The organism is Maritimibacter alexandrii (assembly GCF_005871115.1).
In the GTDB taxonomy this organism is placed as follows: domain Bacteria; phylum Pseudomonadota; class Alphaproteobacteria; order Rhodobacterales; family Rhodobacteraceae; genus Maritimibacter; species Maritimibacter alkaliphilus.
On the sequence record NZ_SWKQ01000011.1, the window covers coordinates 103,673 to 128,197 of the forward strand.

At 64.5% G+C, this 24,525-nt stretch carries 28 protein-coding genes; 14 read left to right on the forward strand and 14 right to left on the reverse strand.

The window, feature by feature from the left end; translation table 11 throughout:
• The first annotated feature begins 37 nt into the window (after window positions 1–37).
• On the forward strand, window positions 38–1,435 hold the full coding sequence (locus tag FCT00_RS08570; protein ID WP_138422671.1) for an aspartate aminotransferase family protein: 1,398 nt from the start codon (window positions 38–40) through the stop codon (window positions 1,433–1,435).
• Window positions 1,436–1,544: 109 nt separating this feature from the next.
• Entirely contained in the window at window positions 1,545–2,852 is a 1,308-nt protein-coding gene (locus FCT00_RS08575) for an NAD(P)/FAD-dependent oxidoreductase (protein WP_138422672.1), read from the forward strand.
• Window positions 2,853–2,867: 15 nt separating this feature from the next.
• On the opposite strand, the gene FCT00_RS08580 is transcribed toward FCT00_RS08575, so the two are convergent.
• A complete protein-coding gene (locus FCT00_RS08580) occupies window positions 2,868–3,716 on the reverse strand; it encodes a helix-turn-helix domain-containing protein (RefSeq protein ID WP_138422673.1) in 849 nt (282 codons plus the stop codon).
• A gap of 89 nt (window positions 3,717–3,805) precedes the next feature.
• Here FCT00_RS08580 and pobA point away from each other — a divergent pair, with 89 nt between their 5' ends.
• The 4 genes from pobA to FCT00_RS08600 all read left to right on the forward strand — a co-directional run bounded on the left by pobA (window position 3,806) and on the right by FCT00_RS08600 (window position 6,363).
• Window positions 3,806–4,987, forward strand: coding sequence for a 4-hydroxybenzoate 3-monooxygenase (pobA, locus tag FCT00_RS08585; RefSeq protein WP_138422674.1), 1,182 nt, complete (start codon window positions 3,806–3,808; stop codon window positions 4,985–4,987).
• 161 nt (window positions 4,988–5,148) lie between these two features.
• Window positions 5,149–5,556 carry a universal stress protein gene (locus FCT00_RS08590; RefSeq protein WP_008335089.1) on the forward strand — a complete coding sequence of 136 codons (408 nt, stop codon included), beginning with the start codon at window positions 5,149–5,151 and terminating at the stop codon, window positions 5,554–5,556.
• 92 nt (window positions 5,557–5,648) lie between these two features.
• Window positions 5,649–5,993, forward strand: coding sequence for a TFIIB-type zinc ribbon-containing protein (locus tag FCT00_RS08595; protein ID WP_008335090.1), 345 nt, complete (start codon window positions 5,649–5,651; stop codon window positions 5,991–5,993).
• 52 nt (window positions 5,994–6,045) lie between these two features.
• Window positions 6,046–6,363 carry an antibiotic biosynthesis monooxygenase family protein gene (locus tag FCT00_RS08600; RefSeq protein ID WP_008335093.1) on the forward strand — a complete coding sequence of 106 codons (318 nt, stop codon included), beginning with the start codon at window positions 6,046–6,048 and terminating at the stop codon, window positions 6,361–6,363.
• Window positions 6,364–6,379: 16 nt separating this feature from the next.
• On the opposite strand, the gene FCT00_RS08605 is transcribed toward FCT00_RS08600, so the two are convergent.
• Window positions 6,380–7,150 carry a hypothetical protein gene (locus tag FCT00_RS08605; protein ID WP_138422675.1) on the reverse strand — a complete coding sequence of 257 codons (771 nt, stop codon included), beginning with the start codon at window positions 7,148–7,150 and terminating at the stop codon, window positions 6,380–6,382.
• On the opposite strand from FCT00_RS08605, the gene FCT00_RS08610 reads away from it, so the two are divergent.
• Complete coding sequence (locus tag FCT00_RS08610) at window positions 7,121–7,360, forward strand: hypothetical protein (protein ID WP_138422676.1); 240 nt, start codon at window positions 7,121–7,123, stop codon at window positions 7,358–7,360. The genes FCT00_RS08605 and FCT00_RS08610 overlap by 30 nt on opposite strands.
• A gap of 102 nt (window positions 7,361–7,462) precedes the next feature.
• On the opposite strand, the gene FCT00_RS08615 is transcribed toward FCT00_RS08610, so the two are convergent.
• The 4 genes from FCT00_RS08615 to FCT00_RS08630 form a co-directional block, all read right to left on the reverse strand.
• Window positions 7,463–7,942, reverse strand: a complete 480-nt coding sequence (locus FCT00_RS08615) for a YdcF family protein (protein WP_235888970.1) — start codon at window positions 7,940–7,942, stop codon at window positions 7,463–7,465.
• The gene (locus FCT00_RS08620) at window positions 7,939–8,313 is read right to left on the reverse strand and encodes a hypothetical protein (protein ID WP_138422677.1); all 375 of its coding nucleotides are present in this window, start codon (window positions 8,311–8,313) and stop codon (window positions 7,939–7,941) included. The genes FCT00_RS08615 and FCT00_RS08620 overlap by 4 nt, the downstream gene beginning before the upstream one ends.
• A gap of 8 nt (window positions 8,314–8,321) precedes the next feature.
• Complete coding sequence (locus FCT00_RS08625) at window positions 8,322–8,819, reverse strand: HugZ family pyridoxamine 5'-phosphate oxidase (protein WP_138422678.1); 498 nt, start codon at window positions 8,817–8,819, stop codon at window positions 8,322–8,324.
• A gap of 116 nt (window positions 8,820–8,935) precedes the next feature.
• Window positions 8,936–9,268, reverse strand: a complete 333-nt coding sequence (locus FCT00_RS08630; RefSeq protein ID WP_040885329.1) for a hypothetical protein — start codon at window positions 9,266–9,268, stop codon at window positions 8,936–8,938.
• Between the two features lie 180 nt (window positions 9,269–9,448).
• Between FCT00_RS08630 and FCT00_RS08635 the strand changes: the two genes are divergently transcribed.
• Window positions 9,449–9,736: a hypothetical protein gene (locus tag FCT00_RS08635; protein ID WP_008335107.1), complete on the forward strand. Its 288-nt coding sequence runs from the start codon at window positions 9,449–9,451 to the stop codon at window positions 9,734–9,736.
• Between the two features lie 66 nt (window positions 9,737–9,802).
• Here the strand turns inward: FCT00_RS08635 and FCT00_RS08640 are convergent, their stop codons facing one another.
• The 4 genes from FCT00_RS08640 to uvrB all read right to left on the reverse strand — a co-directional run bounded on the left by FCT00_RS08640 (window position 9,803) and on the right by uvrB (window position 14,056).
• On the reverse strand, window positions 9,803–10,144 hold the full coding sequence (locus FCT00_RS08640; protein WP_138422679.1) for a hypothetical protein: 342 nt from the start codon (window positions 10,142–10,144) through the stop codon (window positions 9,803–9,805).
• A 180-nt stretch (window positions 10,145–10,324) separates the two neighbouring features.
• Window positions 10,325–10,672 (reverse strand): CopM family metallochaperone, encoded by a 348-nt coding sequence (copM, locus tag FCT00_RS08645; RefSeq protein WP_138422680.1) that lies wholly within the window; start codon window positions 10,670–10,672, stop codon window positions 10,325–10,327.
• 568 nt (window positions 10,673–11,240) lie between these two features.
• A complete protein-coding gene (locus tag FCT00_RS08650) occupies window positions 11,241–11,891 on the reverse strand; it encodes a hypothetical protein (RefSeq protein ID WP_138422681.1) in 651 nt (216 codons plus the stop codon).
• Complete coding sequence (gene uvrB / locus FCT00_RS08655) at window positions 11,891–14,056, reverse strand: excinuclease ABC subunit UvrB (protein WP_138422682.1); 2,166 nt, start codon at window positions 14,054–14,056, stop codon at window positions 11,891–11,893. The genes FCT00_RS08650 and uvrB overlap by 1 nt, the downstream gene beginning before the upstream one ends.
• A 219-nt stretch (window positions 14,057–14,275) precedes the next feature.
• Here uvrB and FCT00_RS08660 point away from each other — a divergent pair, with 219 nt between their 5' ends.
• From FCT00_RS08660 to FCT00_RS08675, 4 genes are all read left to right on the forward strand, one after another.
• On the forward strand, window positions 14,276–14,788 hold the full coding sequence (locus FCT00_RS08660; protein WP_138422683.1) for a toxin-activating lysine-acyltransferase: 513 nt from the start codon (window positions 14,276–14,278) through the stop codon (window positions 14,786–14,788).
• Complete coding sequence (locus tag FCT00_RS08665; protein WP_138422684.1) at window positions 14,788–15,732, forward strand: Hint domain-containing protein; 945 nt, start codon at window positions 14,788–14,790, stop codon at window positions 15,730–15,732. Before FCT00_RS08660 ends, FCT00_RS08665 begins: the two co-directional genes overlap by 1 nt.
• A 419-nt stretch (window positions 15,733–16,151) precedes the next feature.
• Entirely contained in the window at window positions 16,152–16,463 is a 312-nt protein-coding gene (locus FCT00_RS08670) for an ETC complex I subunit (protein WP_008335118.1), read from the forward strand.
• 67 nt (window positions 16,464–16,530) lie between these two features.
• A complete protein-coding gene (locus FCT00_RS08675; protein ID WP_138422685.1) occupies window positions 16,531–17,454 on the forward strand; it encodes an MYG1 family protein in 924 nt (307 codons plus the stop codon).
• On the opposite strand, the gene FCT00_RS08680 is transcribed toward FCT00_RS08675, so the two are convergent.
• Window positions 17,451–18,209 (reverse strand): alpha/beta fold hydrolase, encoded by a 759-nt coding sequence (locus tag FCT00_RS08680; RefSeq protein WP_138422686.1) that lies wholly within the window; start codon window positions 18,207–18,209, stop codon window positions 17,451–17,453. The two genes, FCT00_RS08675 and FCT00_RS08680, sit on opposite strands and share 4 nt — an antisense overlap.
• Before the next feature lie 70 nt (window positions 18,210–18,279).
• Here FCT00_RS08680 and FCT00_RS08685 point away from each other — a divergent pair, with 70 nt between their 5' ends.
• Window positions 18,280–18,642, forward strand: a complete 363-nt coding sequence (locus FCT00_RS08685) for a hypothetical protein (RefSeq protein WP_138422687.1) — start codon at window positions 18,280–18,282, stop codon at window positions 18,640–18,642.
• 130 nt (window positions 18,643–18,772) lie between these two features.
• Here FCT00_RS08685 and glyA read toward each other — a convergent pair whose 3' ends face one another.
• Window positions 18,773–20,065: a serine hydroxymethyltransferase gene (gene glyA / locus FCT00_RS08690; RefSeq protein ID WP_138422688.1), complete on the reverse strand. Its 1,293-nt coding sequence runs from the start codon at window positions 20,063–20,065 to the stop codon at window positions 18,773–18,775.
• Window positions 20,066–20,245: 180 nt separating this feature from the next.
• Between glyA and FCT00_RS08695 the strand changes: the two genes are divergently transcribed.
• Window positions 20,246–21,007, forward strand: a complete 762-nt coding sequence (locus tag FCT00_RS08695; protein WP_138422689.1) for an NAD kinase — start codon at window positions 20,246–20,248, stop codon at window positions 21,005–21,007.
• 3 nt (window positions 21,008–21,010) lie between these two features.
• On the opposite strand, the gene FCT00_RS08700 is transcribed toward FCT00_RS08695, so the two are convergent.
• Entirely contained in the window at window positions 21,011–22,462 is a 1,452-nt protein-coding gene (locus FCT00_RS08700) for a sigma-54-dependent transcriptional regulator (protein ID WP_138422690.1), read from the reverse strand.
• 134 nt (window positions 22,463–22,596) lie between these two features.
• Window positions 22,597–24,489 (reverse strand): propionyl-CoA synthetase, encoded by a 1,893-nt coding sequence (locus tag FCT00_RS08705; RefSeq protein ID WP_138422691.1) that lies wholly within the window; start codon window positions 24,487–24,489, stop codon window positions 22,597–22,599.
• Window positions 24,490–24,525 lie beyond the last annotated feature (36 nt).

Genomic DNA, 24,525 nt, shown 5'->3' on the forward strand with positions numbered 1-24,525 from the left:
GACTTTTCCGCCCCCCGTTCGCGAACCGGAGCACCCCATGAACAAAATCACGAATCACATGCCCACCGCCGAGCTTCAGGCGATCGACGCGGCGCACCACATGCACCCGTTCACGGCGAACGACGAACTGGCCGCCAAGGGCGCGCGCGTGATCACCCGCGCTTCGGGCGTCACGCTGACCGACAGCGAGGGCGAGCAGATCCTCGACGCCATGGCGGGGCTGTGGTGCGTGAACATCGGCTACGGGCGCGATGAACTGGCCGAAGTGGCGGCCCGGCAGATGAAAGAACTGCCCTATTACAACACCTTCTTCATGTCGACGCATGTGCCCGCCATCGCGCTGGCGCAGAAGCTGGCCGAGCTTGCGCCGGGCGATCTGAACCACGTCTTTTTCGCCTCGGGCGGGTCGGAGGCGAACGACACCAACATTCGTCTCGTGCGCCGCTACTGGGACCAGATGGGCAAACCAAACAAACACGTCATCATCAGCCGCAAGAACGCCTATCACGGCACCTCGGTCGGCTCCGGCAGCCTTGGCGGTATGGCCGGGATGCACGCGCAGGGCGGGATGCCGATCCCCGATATCGTCCACATCGGCCAGCCCTACTGGTATCTCGAAGGCGGCGACATGAGCCCGGACGAGTTCGGCCTGATGCGCGCCCGTGAGCTGGAAGCGAAAATCGAGGAACTGGGCGAGGATCGCGTCGCGGCCTTTATCGCCGAACCGATCCAAGGCGCGGGCGGCGTGATCATCCCGCCCGAGACCTACTGGCCCGAGATCAAGCGCATCTGCGCCAAGTACGACATCCTGCTGATCGCGGATGAGGTCATCACCGGCTTCGGGCGCACCGGCGAATGGTTCGGCTCGCAGTATTACGACATTCAGCCCGACATCATGACGATCGCCAAGGGCCTGTCGTCGGGCTACGCGCCCATCGGCGGATCGCTGGTGTCCGACAAGGTGGCTAAGGTGATCGACTCGGCCGAATTCGCGCACGGCTACACCTATTCCGGCCACCCGGTCGCCGCGGCCGTGGCGCTCGAAAACCTGCGGATCATGGAAGAAGAGAAGATCGTCGACCACGTGAAGAACGAGGCCGCGCCGTATCTGGCCGAGAAATGGCATTCGCTTGCCGACCACCCCTTCGTGGGGGAGACGACCATCGTGGGCATGATGGCCTCGCTCGCGCTGACCGCCGACAAGTCGGTGAGGAAGCCGTTCAAAGCCCCTGCCGGAACCGTCGGTTACAAGACGCGGGAACGCTGCTTTGCCAACAACCTGATCATGCGCCATGTCGGCGACCGGATGATCGTGGCCCCGCCGCTGGTGATGACGAAATCGGACATCGACACGCTTTACGAGCGGGCCGTGAAGTCGCTCGACGAGGCCTACAAGAACGTCAAGGACGCGGGCCTGATGGAAACTGCCGACTGACACGAGCCAGACGGATCGCCGCATGCGGCGATCCGGATCGCGCCCGACCCGCCCCCAGGGCGGGCGCGAACGCCCACCCTTGGGCCGGGCGCAATCCGGAGGGCGTTTTTTGACCCGTCTCGACATTCTCACCGCCAATGACCGACCGGGCGAATACCCGGCGTCTTACTACGCGGCTAGCACACCCCCGCTGGACCCGATGCCGCCCGCAGAGGGCGACATCCGTGCGGACGTCTGCATCATCGGTGGCGGGTTCACCGGGTTGTCCGCGGCGCTCCACATGGCCCAAGCCGGGCTCAGGGTCGTGGTGCTGGAGGCGCAGCGCGTGGGGTTCGGCGCGTCTGGCCGCAACGGCGGGCAGGTGAACACCGGGCAGCGGCAGGATCAGGACGTGCTGGAGGAGATGGTCGGCCATGAGCGCGCCCGCGCGCTGTGGGATCTGGCCTGCGAGGCGGTCGACCTGACCAAAAGCTATGCGGCGCGTTACGCCCCGGATGCGGGCTTCGCGCCGGGGGTGATCCACGCCGACCACCGAGTGCGTTACGTGGCCGAGAGCCATGCCTATGTGCGCAAGCTGAACGAGGACTACGGCTACGACGCCATCCGCGCGCTCGACCGGGACGAGCTGCGTGCGCTTTGCGCTTCGGATGCCTATTACGGCGGCTCCATCGACATGAACGCGGGCCATTTGCACCCGCTCGCTTACGCGCTGGGCCTTGCCCGTGCGGCGCGGGATGCAGGCGCGGTGCTCTATGAGCGAAGCCGCGTCATGCGCGTGAGCGAGGGCGATCCGGCTGTGGTGGAGACCGACACCGCCCGTGTCACCGCCGACCATGTGCTCTGGGCGACCAACGGTTACATGGGCCGGGCTGAGCCGCGTGTGGCGGACAAGGTCATGCCGATCAACAATTTCATCGTCGCGACCGAACCCTTAGGCGATCTCGCGGACGACTTGCTGCCGGGGAACCACGCGGTCGCGGACAGCAAGTTCGTCATCAACTATTTCCGGCTGTCACAGGACAAACGGATGCTGTTCGGCGGCGGCGAAAGCTACGGCTACCGCTTCCCCGACAATATCGCGGCCAAGGCGGGCAAGCCGATGCGCGAGATCTTCCCGCAACTCGCTGACGCCCGGATCGACTATGCCTGGGGTGGGACGCTGGGGATCACGATGAACCGGATGCCGCATTTCGCGCGGCTCGCGCCCAACATCTATTCCGCGACGGGCTATTCCGGGCAGGGCGTCGCCATCGCGACGCTGGCGGGCAAGCTGGTGGCCGAGATGGTCGCGGGTCAGGCGGGGCGGTTCGACCTGATGGCCGAGGTGCCGACCCGGCGGTTTCCGGGTGGGGCGGCTTTGCGCACGCCTCTGCTCGTGGCTGCGATGCTCTGGTTCTCGCTCCGCGACAGGCTTTAGCGGAGAATTTGCCGATCAGCCCCGCGCCTCGATCTGGCTCCGGAACGCGCGGGGCGACAGTCCGGTGGCGCGGGAAAAGACCCGGCTGAAATGCGAGGGGTCTTGGTAGCCCAACGCATAGGCGACTTCCGACACCGACAGGTTGGAATAGGCGAGGTTGCGGCGCGCCTCGCGGATGATGCGATCCGTGACCACGCCGGAAGCGGGGCGGCCCGTGGCCTGCCGCATCACCCGGCTCAGATGCGTGGGCGTGACGGCGAGACGGTCGGCATAGTCGGACACCGCCAGATGCTCGGTGAAATGGGCTTCCACCAGCGCCTCGAACCGGCGCTGGAGTGTTGTGTCCGACGACAGCGCGGCGGGCGCGTCGCCCGCTATGGCGCGCGCCACCAGACCGGCGAGCAAAGCGATCCGCGCGCGCAACACATGGGCGCGCCCGAAATCGCGCGTTTCGTATTCGTCGAAGATCGCCGTGATCGTGTCGCGGATGTCCAAGTTTCCCGGCACCTGCGCCGGGTTCGACAGGACAGGGCGCAGGCCCTCACCTTCGGCCAGCCATTCGTCCAGAACCTCGCTCGCCACCGTGACGACCCAGCCCTCGGTGCCCGGTTCGAAGCTGTAGGAATGCACGCAGCCGGTGGGCACGTTCACCACCGTATTGTCAGATAGGTCCACCTCCGCGTCATCGAAACGGCCCCGCGCGGCGCCGCGATGCAGCATGAGAAACTGGTGAAGCCGCCCGTGCCGATGCGGCGTCAATTCCCAATCATGCAAGGCCGAACGCACCTCGATCGTCTCGCAATGGACGACATCGGGAAGGTCCGAAAGCTCTCCGAACAGGTTGAAGTTGTCAATGCGGCTCATGTTCGATCCGTACCTGTTTCGGACGGGTCGGTCCATTCAAAACGCCGCAGCGCGCGGGCATCTATCGCACAGATACGAGGAGGAAACGCATGACCACCATCAAAACGAAAGTCGGCATCATCGGCGGCGGCCCGTCCGGGCTGCTCCTGAGCCAGCTTCTGGACCTCAAGGGCATCGACAGCGTCGTGCTGGAACGCAAGTCGCGCGAATATGTGCTGAGCCGCATCCGCGCGGGCGTGCTGGAGCAGGGGTTCACCGATCTCATGCGCGAAGCGGGCGTGGGCGAGCGGATGGACCGTGAGGGCGAGATTCATGACGGTGTCGTCATTTCGGACAACGGCGTCGAACATCGGATCGACCTCAAGGGTCTGACCGGCGGCGACACGGTGATGGTCTACGGCCAGACCGAGGTGACGCGCGATCTGTATGATGCCCGCGAAGCCCGCGGCGGCAAGGTCATCCACGACGCGGACAACGTGCAGCCGCACGACCTGACCACCGACGCGCCTTATCTGACCTACGAGAAGGACGGGGAAACGCACCGGGTGGACTGCGATTTCATCGTGGGCGCCGACGGCTTCCACGGCGTCAGCCGCAAGTCGATCCCGGCCGATCAGATCCGCGAATACGAAAAGGTCTATCCCTTCGGCTGGCTCGGCATCCTGTCGGAAACCAAGCCGGTGAACGACGAGCTGATCTATGCGCGATCAGACCGGGGCTTTGCGCTCTGTTCGCTGCGCAGTCAGGTTCTCAGCCGCTACTACGTGCAGGTGCCGCTGGACGACAAGGTCGAGGATTGGTCGGACGAGCGGTTCTGGGACGAGCTCAAGGCCCGACTGCCCGAGGATGTGGCGGCGCGGCTGGAGACCGGCCCGTCGATCGAGAAATCCATCGCGCCGCTCCGGTCCTTCGTGTGTGAGCCGATGCGCTATGGCAACTTGTTCCTCGCAGGTGACGCGGCGCATATCGTGCCGCCGACCGGGGCCAAGGGGCTGAACTCGGCCGCGAGCGACATCTACTACCTCTATCACGCCATGATCGCCTATTACGACGAAGGCGACGCTTCGGGGCTGGACAGCTATTCCGAAACCGCGCTGCGCCGGGTGTGGAAGGCTCAGCGGTTCAGCTGGTGGATGACCTCGATGCTGCACCAGTTCCCGTATCACCCGGAGTTCGAGCAGAAGATGCAAGAAACCGAGCTGGACTATTTCCTCGGCTCGGAAGCGGCCCGGATCACGCTGGCCGAAAACTACGTCGGCCTGCCGTTCTAACGCGCCGCGCCACGCACGCGGATCAGCGCCCCCGGCATCGTCCGGGGGCGTTTTCGTTTGGGGGAGAGGGGACCATGCGCTAGCGTTTTTCTTGACCTATGTCATGGCGACGCACGTCTGAGCGCAGGTATCAGAAGATAACCGCAACAGGAGACCCAGTCATGTACAAGAACATCCTTGTGCCCATCACCTTCGACGAAACGCGCGACAGCAAGACCGCGCTCGAAATCGCCCACGCGATCTCGGAAGACGGCGCCAAGATCACCGCGCTGCATGTGGTCGAGGAAATTCCGTCCTATGTCGCGCAGTATCTGCCCGAGGGTCAGATGGCCCATAACGTGCAGGACATCGAAGCCACGCTGGCCGAGAAGATCAAGGACGAGGTCGGGGTCGACGTGGTGGTGATCGAGGGTCACGCAGGCCACACGATCGTCGACTATGCCGCCAAGAACGGCGTGGATTGCATCGTCGTGGCCTCACACCGGCCGGGCTTTCAGGATTATTTCCTGGGCAGCACCGCTGCGCGCGTCGTACGCCACGCGCCATGCTCGGTCCACGTGGTGCGCTGAGGGGGCTCTGAGCACCACGGGAGGAGAGGCGGGTCGCTTGCGGCCCGCCTTTTTCGTCCCCACATGCAGCACTCCAGCGAAGGAGGAGCCGCATGATCTGCCCGAACTGTGCCCGCGAGATGGAGCATGTGAACCGTCACGGCGTGACGCTCGACAGATGCGAGGTCTGCGGTGGCATCTGGCTCGATCGCGGCGAGTTGGAGACGTTGATCGAAGCGGTCCGCCCGCCCGTGGTCCTGCCCGACCCGGACCCGCGGCCCGAGCCGCGCCCGGTCAAGACCAAGGCCCCCAAGCCCACGCGCCAGCCGCAGGCATCGACGCGCGACCAGCGCCGCCCGGAAAAGCCCGAGCGGAAGAAATCGAAGGGCAGGCGATACCGGAAAAAGTATTCGACCACCGACAAGGTGAAATACTTGCTCAAGGAAATCCTCGACTGAGTTTGACGGGTGTCCGGTCGGTGCTAGGCTTGCCTCAGCCAAGGAGGATTTCATGCCCACCATCGCCATGTCGCAGGATCGCCAGACCGTCCTGACCACGTTCGAAACGACGCCCGGCACGTGTCAGGACCTCGTCGACCTGCTGACCGACGCCTACGAGTCGTTCATCTCGAAACAGCCGGGTTTCATCGCGGCGGGCCTGCATGTGAACGACGCGCAGACCCGGATCGCGAATTATTCGCAGTGGGAAAAGCGCGAGGATTTTCAGGCGATGCTGCGCACGGACGAGATGCGCAAGCGCAACCGCGTCATCAACGACCTGTGCCGCAGCTTCGAGCCGGTGATGTATGACGTGGCGGCGGTGTTCTGACCGGAAAGACCCGGACCTAGCCCGCGCGGCGTTTCGGGGCGGTGCGCCGACCCGTTCGCAGGGCCGGGCGGTCGACGACGCGGCGGTGCCGGTCCATCGTGGTCTGAACCGACGTGCGAAGCGGCTGCCCCTGTGCGGTCTGCGGCGGCGTTCCGCGCGGTGCCGTCAGGCGGCGGATCGCCCGGAAGGTCCGCGTCATCCATGTGTCGAGCGTGCCGGAGCCGGGACGGGGCCCGGGGCGGCCGGGCCGCGCGCGCAGGCCGAAGAAGGCCCCGAGACGATGAAGCCTCATGTGGCCCTGTCTGGTCTCGCGGCGGCGCTCCAGCACGGCCTTCAGGATCCATGAGATCGAGAAGGCCCAGACCCCAAGGCTTTCGTCCCAGTAGACGATGTTGTTGTTCTGGATGAACTGCGCCAGCCAGCCGTCACCGCCGTTCTTGATGTTGGACAGGATCATGACGCCCCAGCCCGTGCACCAGATGATCGCGCCGGAGACGAGGTAGAACCGTTTTTCCCATCTCTCGCCCGCGTCGGGCGCGTAGACGAAGAAACAGGTGAAAGACATCATCAGGTAAAGCAGGACCGCCGACAGATAGTGAAAGGCGGGCGATACATCCAACCCGAGCGCGTGCTGGGTGAAGGTGGTGACCGTGTCGCTTTCATTCGGGAAGAAGGCGACGCCGATCGCGGCCAGTCCCGCGACGATGGCGATCAGGTCGGGCGAAATCCAACGCCCCCGGTAACGCTTGATCCCGCGATGCACGGCAAGGAAGGTACCGATAGCCACCAGACCCCCGACCAAAAGGTCACGTTGAGTCGTGTGGAAAAAGTCGGATATTGTCGGCTGAACGCGACCGTCAGCGATCAATCCGGCTGCGGCGAGCAGCAGGGGCAGCAGGACACCGAGAAGCCCGAACGCGATCCGAAGTCGGAAAAAGGCGCGGGCGTCGTCCTGAACGTGTATTCGAGGCCATATGTTGGTCATGTCGGTCAATGAGTGGCAGCACTGCCAGTGTATCCTGACCCTGTGTCCGATCAAGGCTTGCAGGCGAAGGACCGGGTAAGGATTCCCTTACCGGTTGTAGTGTTTTCGACAGGTTCAGGACAAAATGTCGCCCGGAATTGGCCGTATTCCGTACCAGATCAGCGCCAGCACCTCACGTAAAGCAGCCCGGATGATTCGCCAAGGATTTGCGCCGCTTAGCGATGTCGACTCGCCGGATGCGGCTAGTCCGAGCCGGCGAGCCGTCAGGACGGATCGTGGCAAATGGAAGGCATCCGAGACGACGACAACCGTTTCGCCGGCTTGCAACATGCGGCGGGCCTCGACGAGGTTCTCGAAGGTGGTGGTCGACCGCGTATCGCGCAGGACGAGGTCTGCCGGCACCTCCATCTCGGCGAGGATACCTGCCGCTACGTCAGCCTCGGCCGGAGGGATGTCACCGACACCGCCCGTGACGATGATCTGCTGCACCTGACCGTCGAGAAGCAGACGCCCCGCGCGTTCCGTGCGCCGTCTCAGCGCGGGCGAGGCCACGCCGCCGGGCCAGACCGCCGCCCCCATGACGATCGCCGTCACTCGGGGTAGAGCTGGGCGCACTGAGACCGGGCGAGGTTGGCTTTTTCCTGAAGCGCGGGAAGCTGGGACCGCAACGCCGCGAGTTGCGCGCGCTGGTCCGCGATGTCGATGGACACGGGTTTCTCGACCGTGCGGAAATCCGTCTTGGTGCATTCATAGGGCTTGCCGTCCTTGTCGCGACATACCCCGGTATAGGTATAGGGCTCGGTCGTGCGATGGATGGCGTAGCCCCGCGCGACGTTGCCTTCGAGTTCCTGAATGCGGCTTTCCGCGGCGCGCAGATCCTGCGTGTTGCGGTAGATGCACATATCCTGCTCGGTGCAGGCGGACAGCACGACAAGGGCGGCGAGAGCGGCGAGAACTGGTTTCATGGGGCCGATCATGCGCCCGGCGCGGGGGGCTGTCCAGTGGGCGCGAGGTCGGCGGGCGTGAGGCGAAACGCTTTGCCGAAACCGCCGTTCAGATGGCCGGCCTCCACCTCGAACCCGACGAAGTTGAAGTCCGCGAAATCGATGTAGAGTTTCGCCTTGGGGTGGGTGGCCAGATAATGCGCGCGCAGGGCGTCGTCCTTGGCCAGAAACCGCGCGGTGCAGTCGAGCGTCAGGCGGGGATGGGTCAGCGGATCGCCCTTGTCGCCCGGCTCTCCGACCAGGAGCGAGGCCTGCGGTGCAGCACGCAGCGCCCGCGTGTGTGCCGAGAGGTCGGAGACGAGGGTCAGGGGCGCGCCGTCCGGGGTCGTGCCAAGGGCTACGCGGGTCACGAAGGGGCGTGCGTCTACGAGCACGGCGAGGGCCGCGAAACGGGCGCTGTCGATCAGATCGCGCGCCAGCCTGCGGGCCTCGTCATCGGTCGGGCGGATGGGATCGGTCTTTGTCATCAGGTCCTCGTGCGTGGATGCACGCGGGCGGGCGCGTCAGATCGACGTGCACTGGCTGGCGCACCAATGGTGTAGCGCGCAAGCCCCTGAAAGGAAAGCCGAAGGGTTGGTGGTGCCTACTGGCAGGACGAGATGGCGTCTTCGTGCTTTTCACCCACGCTCGCCATGTCGAGCAGCAGATCTTCGGTGGTCATGTTGTTCTGCGCGGCGACGGTCGAGAACGCGGTTTCCCAAGCCTCCGACACGTCGGACCCGCCGGATTTGGCGGACAGGAACGTGTCGCCCACCGAGTCGTAGAGCGCGCGTTCTTCCAGCGTGATGTTGCTGTTGAGCGTGGTGGTGGCACAGGAGCATTTGGACGAGCTTGCGCCCATGTCCATGCAGAGTTCCGTCGATCCGGCCTGCGCGGCGGCGGGCAGAAGAGCGATCAGGGCGATAGCGTATTTCATGGCAGCGAGACCTGTTTTCTGAGTGTCGGCGACAAGAATTGCACGGGAATCGGGTTTTTTTGTGGCGCGGGCCAGTGCGGGCCCGGCGGGGCTTTCGGCGAAGTTGGAACCTTTCAGCGGGGGATTTGGTTTGTGGGGCAGAACCATAGCAATGGAACAGAGACTGGAAGGATACGAACAATGGGTAAAGCAGGTGGAGTCATCCTGGGCCTCGTGGCCCTGGTCGCCATCGCATTCGCGGTGTTCATGGTGGATTTCGACGTGACCGAAGACGGCGCTCTGCCGGATGTCGACGTCTCGGTCGACGGCGGGGAACTGCCGGAAGTCGACGCCGAGGTGGGCGAGGTCGAAGTCGGCACCGCCACGGAAGAGGTCGAAGTGCCGGATGTCGACGTGGACGTCGACACGGAAAGCGCCGAGGTCGAAGTGCCGACCATCGACGTCAATCCGCCGGAAGACGACTCGTAAGACCGATTACGACGATTTCAGAGGCGAACCCCCGTGCCGGTCGGTGCGGGGGTTTTCCGTTTTACGTTACTTGCAGCTGTCGCCGAGCGCGCGGTGCAGATCGCCGATCCTGTCGAGCTGGCGTTTGAACGCGGTGAGTTCGATCCCGTTCTGCGCCGCGACCGACTTGACCGATGCGCGCCAGGCCGCAAGCCATGCTTGACCCGTCGAGCGGTTCCTGAGGTACCCCGTCGCGACCGCATCGTAGAGCGCGAAGTCCGAGGCCGAGGCCTGTGCCCTGAGCTTCTCGGTCGCGCAGGCGCATTGGTTGGCGTTGGTGCCGGGCAGCACCCGGCAGAACGCCGTGATGTCGGCGCTGGCGGTGAGCGGAGCGAAGGCGATGAGGGCGGCGAGCAGAAGTCGGGTCATTCCGATACGCTAGAAAAAGCGCGCCCGCGACGCCAGTCACATTCGGTAGATCGCGCGCGCTGCACAGGCGGGCTTTGGGCGGGTTTTCGCCGGGTCATTTGGCGTGGAGAGCGCGGACACGTTCGCCCTTGCGCGCCGGGTTCCCGTGGTTCGAAGAGATCTGGGGCGCGGGCGCGAGGCTCAACCACCGTTGGCGGCGAGCCAGTCGCGCATCCATAGGATTTCCGCCTCCTGCGCGGCGATGACGGCTTCGGCCAGTTTGCGGACCTCGGGATCGGTGCCGTGGGCGAGCACGGCCTGCGCCATCGCCACCGCGCCCTGATGATGCGGGATCATGCCCCGGATGAAATCCACATCGGCGTTGCCGGTGAATTCGATGGCCATGTCCCGGTGCATGGCGTCGTTCGCGGCCATATAGGCCGCCGTGGCGGGGTCGTCGGACCCGTGGGACATATGCGCGGAATGGTCCTGAGCGAAGGCCGGGACAACGGCGAGGACGAAGGCGAAGGGGGCGATCCGTGAGATCATCTGGCGGCTCGTTGCATGGGTTGAAACTGCGCCATTGGTGGTCGCGGCGGGGCGGCTGGCAAATCACGAATGCGTTTCGGGGGGGAGGCGCGAGCGGCGCCTGTCCGTCGCACCGGAGGTGCGCAGCGAGGTCGCACCGAAGGTGCGCAGCAAAAATGCGTGGGGCTTTCTGACGGTCGTGCCAGGGGCGGAGCCGTGCGCGCGCCTGTCCGTGGGGTGGCGCTTTTGTCGGTTGAGCGGGGCGCTTTATGGGGCCGTGTCATTGCCGGGGTCGGCGTGGGCGCAGGTGGTTGAGAAGCGCCAGCCCGTCACGCCATAGGGGTGCCGACTATTCTCGGCGCACCTTTGGTGCGACGGGACGGGCAGGCGCTCGCACGGCGGCCTTGCGGCCTTGATTCCGTGTGGGTGGCCTATCTCTGAAATCGGCCAAAACGTAAGACACGACTATGCCGCAGTTTACTTGGTCAACTTGGCCGGATGGAAATTGCATTAAGAAAAAACTACTTGGTCGATCTAGAATTCGGGCAGACCGTGCAGCAATCCTGTACAGCTGGTTCTAGCTCCATCACTAGGTCTTCTTAAACGCTTTCAAAGTTTTGCGGATTGAGCCGATTAAGGCTTCAATTTCAGTTTCGCTGAATCGATTGAACCTTTTGTAGGCTCGATGGCTTGAGATTTGCTCGATCTTCGAGATTGTGGTTTCAAGAATTGGAACTACGAATGCTACTTCGATTGACCAGCTCTGGGGTGGATAGTGAGTGAATTCGTCTCGCCAGCGGCTAAGGAGCGTGAGATGCTCATCCTCCTCGGATTCTGAACGTTCACCTGAATTTGCGACGTTGAAACGGACGTCATCCGGCAGACGCCTAGCAAGGTTTCTCAGGTTTGCCATCCGCGTTTCGGGGTACGCAGGCAACGGAATTGTAATGGGCTTCCCGCCGACCGCATTACGCATCGCTTCTTGAGATCTTGCTTCAAGATACTCCGAGAGTGCCTTCTCGGAATCCCTCGTCAGCGCGCCAAGACCGCGAGTGTCGGTCAGTATGCAAACGCAGGCACCCTGCAACGCACTGTGAGCCGCGAGAAAGGACCATTTCACCTCTAGCTTTGACGGATTGTCGCCCACGGCTGCTGCCAAAGCTTTCAGGGAACCAATAACGTCTTCGAACTCGTCAATTTCGTAGTATCCTTCCACTACGATGTCGTGATCCCTTTCCACTAATGCCTCTTCCCGCGTCCAGCCCGCTGCCCCGGTTTCCCAGCCGTCGACCGCCCCTTGACCGCCTTGTCGCCAGCGGCCTCCACCGCCGCCTGACGCGCCATCGGGTCGTCGGCGACGGCGAGGTCCACGGCTTCCAGACGTTTGACCTCGTCCCTCAGCCTTGCCGCTTCCTCGAACTCCAGGTTCTCCGCCGCCTTGCGCATGTCTTCCTTCAGGCCCTCCAGATGCGCCTGAAGGTTCTGGCCGATGCCGACCTTGTCGACCGTGGCCGTGACCCGGTTCATGTCGGTGTCGCCCGCGTAAAGCCCGGCGAGCACGTCTTCGACGTTCTTGCGCACGGTGGCGGGGGTGATGCCGTGTTCCTGGTTATAGGCGATCTGGCGGGCGCGGCGGCGGTCGGTTTCGGCCAGCGCGCGTTCCATCGAGCCGGTGATGCGGTCGGCGTACATGATGACGCGGCCATCGGCGTTGCGCGCGGCGCGGCCGATGGTCTGGATGAGGGAGGTTTCCGAGCGCAGGAAGCCCTCCTTATCCGCATCGAGGATCGCGACCAGCCCGCATTCTGGGATATCCAGCCCCTCGCGCAGGAGGTTGATGCCGATCAGTACGTCGAAGGCGCCCAAGCGCAGGTCGCGCAGGATTTCGATCCGTTCGATCGTGTCGATGTCCGAATGCATGTAGCGCACGCGGATGCCCTGTTCGTGCATGTATTCGGTCAGATCCTCGGCCATGCGCTTGGTCAGGGTCGTGACCAGCGTGCGATAACCGGCCTGCGCCACCTTGCGCACTTCGTCCAATAGGTCGTCGACCTGCATCTCGACGGGGCGGATTTCGACCTGCGGGTCCAGAAGCCCGGTGGGGCGGATGACCTGTTCGGTGAAGACGCCGCCGGTGCGCTCCAGCTCCCAGTTCCCCGGCGTGGCCGAGACAAAGACGGATTGCGGGCGCATGGCGTCCCATTCCTCGAACTTCAGCGGGCGGTTGTCCATGCAGGACGGCAGGCGGAACCCGTGCTCGGCTAGCGTGAACTTGCGCCGATAGTCGCCCCGATACATGCCGCCGATCTGGGGGACCGAGACGTGGGACTCGTCCGCAAAGACGATGGCGTTGTCGGGGATGTATTCGAAAAGGGTGGGGGGCGGCTCACCCGGCGCGCGGCCCGTGAGGTAGCGGGAGTAGTTTTCGATCCCGTTGCAGAACCCGGACGCTTCGAGCATTTCGAGGTCGAAACGGGTGCGCTGTTCAAGCCGCTGCGCCTCAAGCAGCTTCCCGTCCTTCTCGAATTCGGCGAGGCGGAGGGTAAGCTCCTTTTTGATGCCTTCGATGGCCTGACGGAGCGTGGGCGTCGGGGTCACGTAGTGGGAATTGGCATAGACCCGGACTTTTTCGAGGCTGTCGGTCTTGGCCCCGGTCAGGGTGTCGAATTCGGTGATCGATTCCAGTTCCTCACCGAAGAACGACAGCCGCCATCCGCGATCCTCGAGGTGCGAGGGCCAGATTTCGAGGCTGTCGCCGCGCACGCGGAAGCTGCCCCGGTCGAAGGCGTTGTCGTTGCGACGATATTGCTGCGCCACGAGGTCTTTCATCATGGCGCGCTGGTCGTATTCCTCGCCCACCGTGATGTCCTGCGTCATGGCGGTGTAGGTCTCGGGGCTCCCGATGCCGTAGATACAGGAAACCGAGGCGATGATGATGACGTCGTCGCGTTCGAGGAGCGACCGGGTGGCGGAGTGGCGCATCCGGTCGATCTGTTCGTTGATCTGGCTTTCCTTCTCGATGAAGGTGTCCGACCGCGGCACATAGGCCTCAGGCTGGTAGTAGTCGTAGTAAGAGACGAAATATTCGACCGCGTTGTCGGGGAAGAAGCCCTTGAACTCGCCATAAAGCTGCGCCGCGAGCGTCTTGTTCGGGGCGAGGATGATGGCGGGGCGCTGCGTCTCTTCGATGATCTTGGCCATCGTATAGGTCTTGCCGGTGCCGGTCGCCCCCAGAAGCACCTGATCCTGCTCGCCGTTCTTGATGCCGTCCGATAGCTCCGCGATGGCCGTGGGCTGGTCGCCCGCCGGCTTGAACTCGGTGTTCATGCGGAACCGGATGCCGCCTTCGAGCTTGGGTCGGGCGGTCGGGGCGACGGTGGGCGAGGTGAGGGGGCTGTCGGGCATGGGAGACTCCTTCGGCCCACACAGTTGTTCTCTTTTTGCCCTCATTCAAGGGCCAAGGGGGCACCGATCTGCGCCCTGCTGACGGGTTTTGTCGGGAGCGGCGTGCGCGAAAGTCACAAATCGAACAATCGAGCCGGGCAAATGAGACTGAACGGAACGGTCCGTTGACACAATACAGCCTTTGGGCGAGTCTGGGCCAAACAAAAGAGGCATCAGAAGATGTCGAGCAGACAGGCACATCCCGCGACGGCGGCCCGAACGGGTCCGCCACCGCCCAGCAATGAACAGATGCTCACCTTGGGCAAGCTGTCTTTCCTTGCGTCCTACTGCCCGCTGCATCGGACCTATCCCGGCCATGTGCTTGCGTCGATCTTCATTCCGGCGGTGAACAACGGCTGCGTGCGGTTGTTCGAGAACGAAGACGGCGCGACGGCGGCGGCGCTGATCTGGGCCCGTCTGAGCGACGAAGTTTCGGCGCGGATGCTGCGGGACGGTATCGCACCCACGACCGCCGAATGGGCGGCGGGCGATACGCTTTGGTTCATCGATCTGCTCGCGCCGTTCGGGCATGGCCGCGTCATTGCGCGCGAGATTGCGCGCCATCCGCCCGACGTGCCGTTCTATTTCGCGCGGCTCGACCGGCAGGGGCGGGTGAAGAAGGTGGTCGAGGGCGACCGAAACCGGGGCAAACGCGGGCTGGTGCGCGCGCATTTCATGGATGAGGCTGCCTGATGGGATTCCCGCGCCCTTCGACCGGATCGGTGACCGAGGATACCGGCGTCGTCGGTGGCAACCTCGTTGCGAACGGGGACATCAATTTCTTGGCGGGCAGCGATGCGGGGGCGTGGACGCCCGGCACCCTGACCGGCAGCTACGGCACGCTCGTCATCAATTCGGACGGTGTCTGGACCTATACCGCAGACAATTCGCAGCCCGCCATTCAGGCCCTCGATACCGGCGACACGCTGACCGAGGTATTCAACGTCACCTCCACTGGCGGCAATTCGACCGTCACGATCACGATCAACGGTCTGGACGAGCCGCCCTGTTTCACGCGCGGCACCCTGATCGACACGCCCCACGGGCCGCGCCCCGTCGAGGATCTGCGGGCGGGGGACGAGGTTCTGACGGTCGACATGGGGGTGCAGCGCATCCTCTGGGCCGGCTCCAAGCGGATCGACCTGACCGGGGCCGCCTCCGACGCACGGTTGCGCCCGATCCGTGTGACCGCCGGGTCCATCGCGCCGGGTGTGCCCGAACGCGACCTGCTGGTGTCGCCGATGCACCGCATCCTGATCGACGGGCCGGAGGCGCAGCTTTTCTTCGGCCAGTCCGAGGTTCTGGCCGCGGCCAAGCACCTTGTGAACGACGATACGATCTACGTCGATCCGCAGGCCGAGGTCGAATACATCCATCTGTTGTTCGCGCGGCACCAGATCCTGACCTCGGAGGGGCTGGTGAGCGAAAGCTTCTATCCCGGTGGCGTCGGATTGTCGGCCTTCGACATCGAGGCGCGCGAAGAGGTGTTGTCGCTGTTTCCCGAGTTGCGGACCCTTTCGGGCAGCTACGGAAAGACCGCGCGCGACGTGCTCAAGCGGCATGAGGCCGGTCTTCTGGGCCGCTGTCTGGTGCCGCAGCCGATCCTGCATCCCGTCCTCAGCCCGCGCGCGGCCTGAAACCGAATCATCTCCCCCGATCTGGTGAGTGGTCCGGCCCCCTGAAAGTCCCCTATTTTTCACATGACCCGATTGAAATGTGCCCCGTTCGCCCCGTCTGGCGAACGGCCCGAGAGCGGTCGTTTTCCCAACCCCAGAAGTTAAGAACTTCTTACCACCTTAGGGAGAGTTTTATGAGAATTTTGTCGCTTAGGTTGTAGATTTTCATTGCGTCCCTCTCCTCCGGGTTGTTACCTTGATCTTGCAAGCAGCAGACCGGCTGTCGGCCTCGACGAACACCCACCCCACCCCTCGCTCCCTCGTCGGGGCCGGCAGTCAACTTTCAGTTTCCCTCCCAAGGCGGGTGCCTTTGCCCTTGCGAAGGCCCCGCCTTTTGTTTGATAAAACACGCGTTCTGATAGCCAAACCGTGAGGCAGACATGCGCGCCCGCATCTACAAACCCGCCCGCAACGCGATGACATCCGGTCAGGCCCGCACGAAGCAGTGGGTTCTGGATTTCGCACAGGACGAGGCGCGCGAGATCGACCCGCTGATGGGCTGGACGAGTTCGTCGGACACGCAAAGTCAGGTGCGCATCCGCTTCGCCACGAAAGAGGCGGCGGTGGAGTATGCCAAGGAAAAGGGCATCGACGCCGTGGTGATGGAGCCTCACAAGCGCAAGGCCAACATCCGCCCCGGCGGCTATGGCGACAACTTCGCCACCAATCGTCGGCAGGTCTGGACGCACTGAGCGCGGACAGCTCCGGGCAAGGCAGGGCGGCCGGTTCGGTCGCCCGTTTCATTTTCGGGATCACCACATGACCATCACGCACCTCGTCACCCATTCGGGCGGCTTCCATGCCGATGAACTTCTGGCCTCCGTCGTGCTGACGCGGCTGTTTCCCGAGGCGGCAGTGGTGCGTTCGCGCGATGCGGCGTGGATCACGCCGATGGCGGGGCGGATCATCTACGACGTGGGGCGCGCGTATGATGCCGAGGCGGGAATTTTCGATCACCACCAGCGCCCGGCGCCGCTGCGCCCGGACGGTCGGCCCTATTCCTCGTTCGGATTGATCTGGGCGCGGTTCGGGGCCGACTATCTTGCCGCGCTCGGGGTGCCTGAGGCGGACCGCGCGGGTGTTTTCGCAGGCATGGACGAGGGTTTCGTCCTGCCCGTCGATCTCCTGGACAACGGGGCCATCGCGCCCTCGGTCGCCGGGCCGTTGGCCGGGCTGACGCTTCCGGTCCTGCTCGAAAGCCTGAAACCCGCCTTCGACGACCGCTCGCCCGAGGCCGACGATGCGGCGTTCCATGCCGCGCTTCCCGTCGCGCGGGCCTTCGTCGAGGCCGAGGTCCGGCGGCTGGCCGCCAAGGCGCGGGCCGAGGGCATGGTGCTTGCCGCCATCGCCGAGGCGGGGGCGTCACGGGTGCTGGAGCTGCCGATGGGGATGCCGTTCCGCTCGGCCGTGGAAAAGGCGGGCGCGGATCACATGCTTTTCGTCATCCATCCGCGCGACGGCGACTGGGCCCTGAACACGATCCGGGTGGGGGCGGACACGTTCGAAAGCCGCGCCGATCTGCCGGAAAGCTGGGCCGGGCTGACCGATGCGGCGCTCGAGGCGGCCTGTGGCGTGCCGGGCGCGAAATTCTGCCACAACGCGCGCTTCATCGCGGTGGCCGAGACGCGCGAAGCGGTGCTGGCGATGGCCGCGATTGCGGTGGCCGAAGCGACGCGGGTCTAGATTTCGAAGAACGCGCGCGCCGCAGCTTCGAACTCGCGCGGCTTTTCGGCGTGGAGCCAATGGCCCGCACCGGGGATCTTGGCCTGTCGGGCTTCGGGAAACAGCGCCTTGATCCGTGCGCGATGCTCAGAGCGCACGTAATCGCTGTCGGCCCCTGCAAGGAACAGCACCGGGCCGTCATAGGTGCCCGAGACCTCGGGAAACCCCGTGATCTTCTTCATCTCGCGTTCCAGAACGTCGAGATTGAGCTTCCACGCCTTGCCCCGCACGTCGAGCGACTGAAGCAGAAAGGCGCGCACCGATTTCTCTTCGACCGCTTCGGCCAGTGCCGCATCGGCATCCGACCGGGTGTCGAGCGCGGCAAGGTCGAGCGCCTGCATCGCCTCGATCAGGTGCGACTGGGTGTGCGCATAGGCGACCGGCGCGATGTCGGCCACGATCATCCGCGCGACCTTGTCCGGGTGGGCGAGGGCCAGCACCATCGACGCCTTGCCGCCCATCGAATGCCCGATCACCTGCGCCGTGCCGCCGATCTCGTCGATCACGCGGGCCAGATCATCGGCCATCGCGGGGTAATCCTGCGTCTCTTCGCGCGGGCTGTCGCCGTGGTTGCGCATGTCGACCGTCACCACGCGCCGGTCTTTAGCCAGACGCCTTGCGATCACGCCCCAGTTGCGGCCCGAGCCGAACAGGCCGTGGACGATCAGGATCGGCGGGTGGGAGTTGTCCTCCCCGAATGTTTCCATCGCGAGCATGCCTTCCCTTACCGCGCGGGCGTTGTGGCCGAAAGACCCTTCGCATAGTGTCGCGCGGAAAGGCGGGGACATGGACCTACACGAACGCGCAGAGCGGCTGGCAAAGCTGATGGAAGAGCGGCTCGACATCCGGGGCGATGGGCTTGCGACCAAGACCCGCCGAGCCGGGCGGCGTATCCCGCGCTGGGTGCGCCGGGAACTCGACGTGCTGGTCGAGGCACTGGAGCGCGTCGATCACCCCAAGCTCGCCCAACAGGTCGATTATGCGCGGATCGAGACCGGGACCAGACGCGCCGAGGGCTGGCTGGAAAATGTCGACGCTTGGGATCGGCGCAAGAGCGTTCTGATCCACTGGCTCGCAGGCAACGCGATGAACATCCTGATCGTCATCGCCATCACGCTCGCCCTCATGGGATGGCGCGGCCTGATCTGACGGTCCGTCTTCTCTGTTTTCCAAATACTTCGGGGTGCTCGAGGGGCTGGCCCCTCGATCCGCCGCGACCCGCCGGCGGCGGGGCGGGGCTGAAAATGCGCGGGCGGCCTTGGCCGCCCGCACCGCTTGATTACAGGTTCGGATAGATCGGGAAGGCGTCGCAGAGGGCGGCGACCTTGGCCTTCACCGTCGCTTCGACCTCGCCATTCCCGTCCTCGCCATTGGCGGCGAGCCCGTCGACCACTTCCACGATCAGATCCGCGATCTGGCGGAACTCGTCCTCGCCGAAGCCACGGGTTGTGCCCGCCGGGGTGCCGAGACGAATGCCCGAGGTCACCATCGGTTTCTCGGGGTCGAACGGAATGCCGTTCTTGTTGCAGGTGATATGCGCGCGGCCCAGTGCCTTTTCGGTCGCGTTGCCTTTGACGCCCTTGGGGCGCAGGTCGACGAGCATGACGTGGGTGTCGGTGCCGCCGGTCACGATGTCCAGACCGCCCTTCATCAGTTGATCGGCCAGCGCCACCGCGTTGGCGCGCACGGCTTTCTGGTAGGTCCTGAACTCCGGCTGAAGCGCCTCGCCGAACGCCACGGCCTTGGCGGCGATCACGTGCATCAGGGGGCCGCCCTGAATGCCGGGGAAAATGGCCGAGTTCACCTTCTTGGCGATCTCTTCGTTGTTGGTCAGGATCATCCCGCCGCGCGGCCCACGCAGGGTCTTGTGCGTCGTGGTGGTCGCGACATCGGCATAGGGGAAGGGCGAGGGGTGCTCGCCCGCCGCCACGAGACCGGCGAAGTGGGCCATGTCGACCATGAGGTAGGCACCGACCATATCGGCGATCTCGCGGAACTTGGCGAAGTCGATCTGACGCGGAATGGCCGAACCGCCCGCGATGATGAGCTTGGGCTGGTGCTCTTTCGCCAGCGCCTCGATCTCGTCGTAGTCGATCAGGTTGTCCTGCTTGCGCACGCCGTACTGGATCGCGTTGAACCACTTGCCCGACTGGTTCGGCGGGGCGCCGTGGGTCAGGTGACCACCGGAGGCGAGGTTCATGCCGAGGATCGTATCGCCCGGTTTGATGAGCGCGTTGAACGCGCCCTGGTTCGCCTGAGAGCCGGAATTCGGCTGGACGTTCGCGAATTCGCAGCCGAACAGTTCGCAGGCCCGCTTGATCGCCAGGTCTTCGGCCACGTCGACGTATTGGCAGCCGCCGTAATACCGTTTGCCGGGGTAGCCCTCGGCATATTTGTTGGTCATCACGCTGCCCTGCGCTTCCATCACGGCGGCGGACACGATGTTCTCGGACGCGATCAGTTCGATCTCGTCGCGCTGGCGACCAAGCTCGCCTGTGATCGAGGCCCAGATCTCGGGGTCGCGGGAGGAAAGCGGCTCGGAAAAGAAGCCGGGGGAGCGGATGTCCTTCATGGCATGTCTCCTTGGGACTGTCATCTGCCGGTCACATACGTCGATTCCGGACATGCGGAAAGGTCTCGGGCGACATGAACGGTCAAATTCGCGGCAAATCTGGCGCTGACCGGAAACTTGTGTTTCTTTCGGAAGCAAAGCGGCACCCGAGGAAACGGGCCGGGACAGGAAGGGCAGGAGATGGGACCGAAACTCGCCTTTACGGCATCGGACGGGCCGAGTGCGCAAAAGGCGCTCGCCGATCTGTCCGCGCGCTACGGCAACGCCGCGCCTGCCGAGGCCGATGTGATCGTCGCACTGGGCGGTGACGGGTTCATGCTCCACACCTTGCATACGACGCAGGAACTGGACGTGCCGGTCTATGGCATGAACCGGGGAACGGTCGGCTTTCTGATGAACGAATTCGCGCTCGAAGGGCTGGAAGAGCGGCTGGGGGATGCCGAGCTCGAGGTCATAAACCCCCTCAGGATGCGCGCGACCACGACAGCGGGTGAGGTGGTCGAGAAGCTCGCCATCAACGAGGTGTCGATGCTGCGTGCCGGGCCGCAGGCGGCGAAGATCGCGATCTCGGTCGATGGGCGGCAGCGGCTCGCGGAACTGGTCTGCGACGGGTGCCTGATCGCGACGCCCGCCGGGTCGACCGCTTACAACTACTCCGCGCACGGCCCGATCCTGCCGATCGGGGCGGATGTTCTGGCGCTGACCGCCATCGCGGCGTTCCGGCCTCGACGCTGGCGCGGGGCGCTCTTGCCCAAGGATGCGGCGGTGCGCTTCGACGTGCTCGACCCCGAAAAGCGCCCGGTCATGGCGGATGCCGACAGCCGGACCGCCGGGGTCGTCACCTCGGTCGAGGTGACGAGCGCCTCGGACATTCGTCACAAGGTGCTGTTCGATCCCGGTCACGGCCTTGAAGAACGGCTGATCCGCGAACAGTTCGTCTGAGGCTCAGGTCGGGTTCGTCCAGCTTTCGCGCTTGCGGTAGATCGTCGAGGGCGACACGTCGAGCACCTTCGCCGCGCGGGGGACCGAACCGCCCTCGGCCGCGATCGTCGCCTCGATCACCGCGCGTTCCACGTCCGCCAGCCGCTTGCCGACGAGCGAGCCCAGACCGTTGATCGCGGGCACGTCGCTGGCGCGCCCCGGCACACGGCGGGTGTTGCCGACATGGTGCCAGATCAGTTCCTGCGGCAGATCGCGCCGCCCGATCACATCGCCCGCCGTTAGCAGAACGCCGCGCAGGGTCGAGACCAGTTCGCTCAGGTTGCCGGGCCAGGGATAGGTCGACAGGACCGCCATCGCCTCGCCATCCACGCGGGGGGGCGTGCGGCCGAGTTCGCCGGAAATCTCGTCGATCTTGGCCATCAGGACGCGCCCCAGATCGCCCTCGCGTTGCCGCAGCGGGGGCAGCGGGAAGGTGATGACGTTGAGGCTGTAGAGCAGATCCTCGCGCAGCCGGTTCTCGGCCAGTGCCTGCGTCGGTGATCGGGTGAGCGTGACGATGACGCGCACGTCATGGGTGCGTTCGTCGGCATTGCGCGACACGATGGGAAGGAGCCGTCCCTGAAGGCCGCGGTCGAGTTCGTCCAGCCGGTCTACGATCAGCGTGCCGCCCTTGGCCCGGTTGAGCGCGCCGGTGCTGCCGCGCGCGAACATCGCCTCGACGAACTGGCCGCCGTCGAGCGCGGAGCAGTTGACCGTGATGCAGGGGCCTTCGGCACGATGGGAGCCGGCGTGGATCGCCTGTGCGAAACGAGTCTTTCCCGTTCCCACCTCGCCGTGGATCAGGACCGGATCGCAGGCCTTTGCGACCGCTTCGATCTTGCGAAACAGACGGCGCATATCGGGGCTGTTTCCGATCAGCCCGTGCGGCGGTGTCACCGTCGCCTGAGCCTCGGGCGGGGCGGTGACCGTCGCAGGGGCCGTCGCCGGAACCGGGTCCGGCATCATGTCTTCGGTCACGTCGAAGACGCGGTCGGACAGGCGCGGGTTCAGGGCCGCGCGCACCGTTCGGGTGAGCCGGGCCGAGGAAAACGGGTGGAATAGGCAGTCGTCGGCACCGGCGCGCATGGCTTCCGCGGCATCGTTGATCTCTTCGTTTTCCGCGATCACCACGATCCCCGGCGCGTGTTGCGCCTTGCATTGGCCGAGATAAGGGATCAGCGACTGGTTCGACAGGCGAAGCGGAAGAACGACGAGTTCCGGCTTGTGTTCGATGCATTTGGACTGCGCCTCGTCCAGCGAATGGGCGCGCACCACCCGGCATCCGGCGCGTGCGAAAGCCTCCTCGCCAAAGAACATCGCGGATTCTGGTGTGCTCAGAACGAGGGCCAGAGCCAACGGCACCCGCCCCATTGCCGACCGCGAAGGGTCGAGCGCATTATCTACACTTTCTTCCAAAATCGCCCTCAAATCCGCGCGCTAAATATGCGAAATGCGTCGCGCCATATGCAATCTGGCAAGAATCCGCAGCGGAATCCACCCTAACTAAGGCGTTAGGATGGTTAATATCGCACTGTTTTTCTGTGCTTGGGTTATACTTTCGCGTATCCCAGCGTCTCCAGCGCCTCGCGGATTTCATCGAGAATGGCAGGATCGTCGATGGTGGCGGGCATCTTGAATTCCTTGTTGTCCGCGATGGACACCATGGTCGCGCGCAGGATCTTGCCCGAACGGGTCTTGGGCAGGCGATCCACGACCACCGCCGATTTGAACGCCGCCACGGGTCCGATCTTGTCGCGCACCAGCTTGACGCATTCGGCCACGACCTCTTTCGGGTCGCGGTTGCAGCCCGCGTTGAGGCAGAGGAACCCGAGCGGCAACTGGCCCTTCAGTTCGTCCGTCACCCCGATGACAGCGCATTCGGCCACGTCGGGGTGGGAGGCCAGAACCTCTTCCATCCCGCCGGTCGAAAGCCGGTGGCCCGCCACGTTGATGACGTCATCGGTGCGCGCCATGATGTAGAGGTATCCGTCCTCGTCCATGTAGCCCGCATCGCCCGTCTCGTAATAGCCGGGGTAGGTGTTGAGATAGCTTTTGCGGAACCGCTCTTCGGCGTTCCAAAGGGTCGGCAGCGTGCCCGGCGGCAGCGGCAGTTTCGCGACGATGGCGCCAAGCTGGCCGGGGTGCAATTCGTTGCCGCCTTCGTCGAGGATCTTCATGTCGTAGCCGGGCATCGGCACGGCGGGCGAGCCGAGTTTGGTTTCGAGGAGTTCGATGCCCACGGGGTTCGCGACGGCGGGATAGCCAAGCTCGGTCTGCCACCAGTGGTCGATCACCGGAACGCCAAGCTGATCCTGCGTCCAGACGATGGTGTCGGGGTCCGCACGCTCGCCCGCCAGATAGACGGTCTTGAGGCAGGACAGGTCGTATTTCTTGACGTATTCGCCCTTGGGGTCTTCGCGTTTCACGGCGCGGAACGCGGTCGGCGCGGTGAAGAACGACTTCACGTTGTGTTCCGAGATCACGCGCCAGAAGGTGCCTGCGTCGGGGGTGCCGACCGGCTTGCCCTCGAACACGATGGTGGTGTTGCCGTGGATCAGCGGCGCGTAACAGATATAGCTGTGGCCCACGACCCAGCCCACGTCGGACGCGGCCCAGAACACATCGCCGGGGTCCACGTTGTAGACGTTCTTCATCGTCCAGTTCAGCGCGACGAGGTGCCCGCCGGTGTGGCGGATCACGCCCTTGGGCTGGCCGGTGGTGCCGGAGGTGTAGAGCACGTAGGCCGGGTGGTTGCCCTCGACCGGGACGCAATCGACCGGATCGGCGGCGCAGATGTCGTTCCAGTCGAAATCGTAGCCGTCCTTCATCTCGGCGGCGAGCGCATCGCGCTGGAGAATCACGGTGAAGTCCGGCTTGTGGGTCGAAAGCTCGATGGCGCCGTCGAGGAGCGGTTTGTATGGCACCGTGCGGTTCGGCTCGAGCCCGCAGGACCCGGCGATGATCGCCTTGGGCTGCGCGTCGTTGATCCGGGTCGCCAGTTCGTTCGACGCGAAGCCGCCGAACACGACCGAGTGGACCGCGCCGATGCGGACGGTGGCGAGCATGGCGACGATCGCCTCGGGCACCATCGGCATGTAGATGATGACCCGGTCGCCCTTGGTCACGCCCTTGGCGGCGAGGCCCCCGGCGAGTCGCGCGACCTTGTCCTGCAATTCGGCGAAGGTGATCTTGTCCTTCGCCCCGGTGATCGGGCTGTCGTAGATGATGGCGACCTGATCGCCTTTGCCCGCTTCGACGTGGCGGTCCACGGCGTTGTAGCAGGTGTTGACCATGCCGTCCGAGAACCATTCGTAGAGGTTGTTCCCAAGGTCGAAGAGCGCCTTGGAGGGGGTCTTGTCCCAGTCGATCGCCTTGGCCGCGTTCATCCAGAACCCTTCCGGGTCGGATTGCCACTGTGCGTAGACTTCCTGATAGGTCGACATGAAAACCTCCTCCGCAAACTGTCTGCCGAGGTGGTA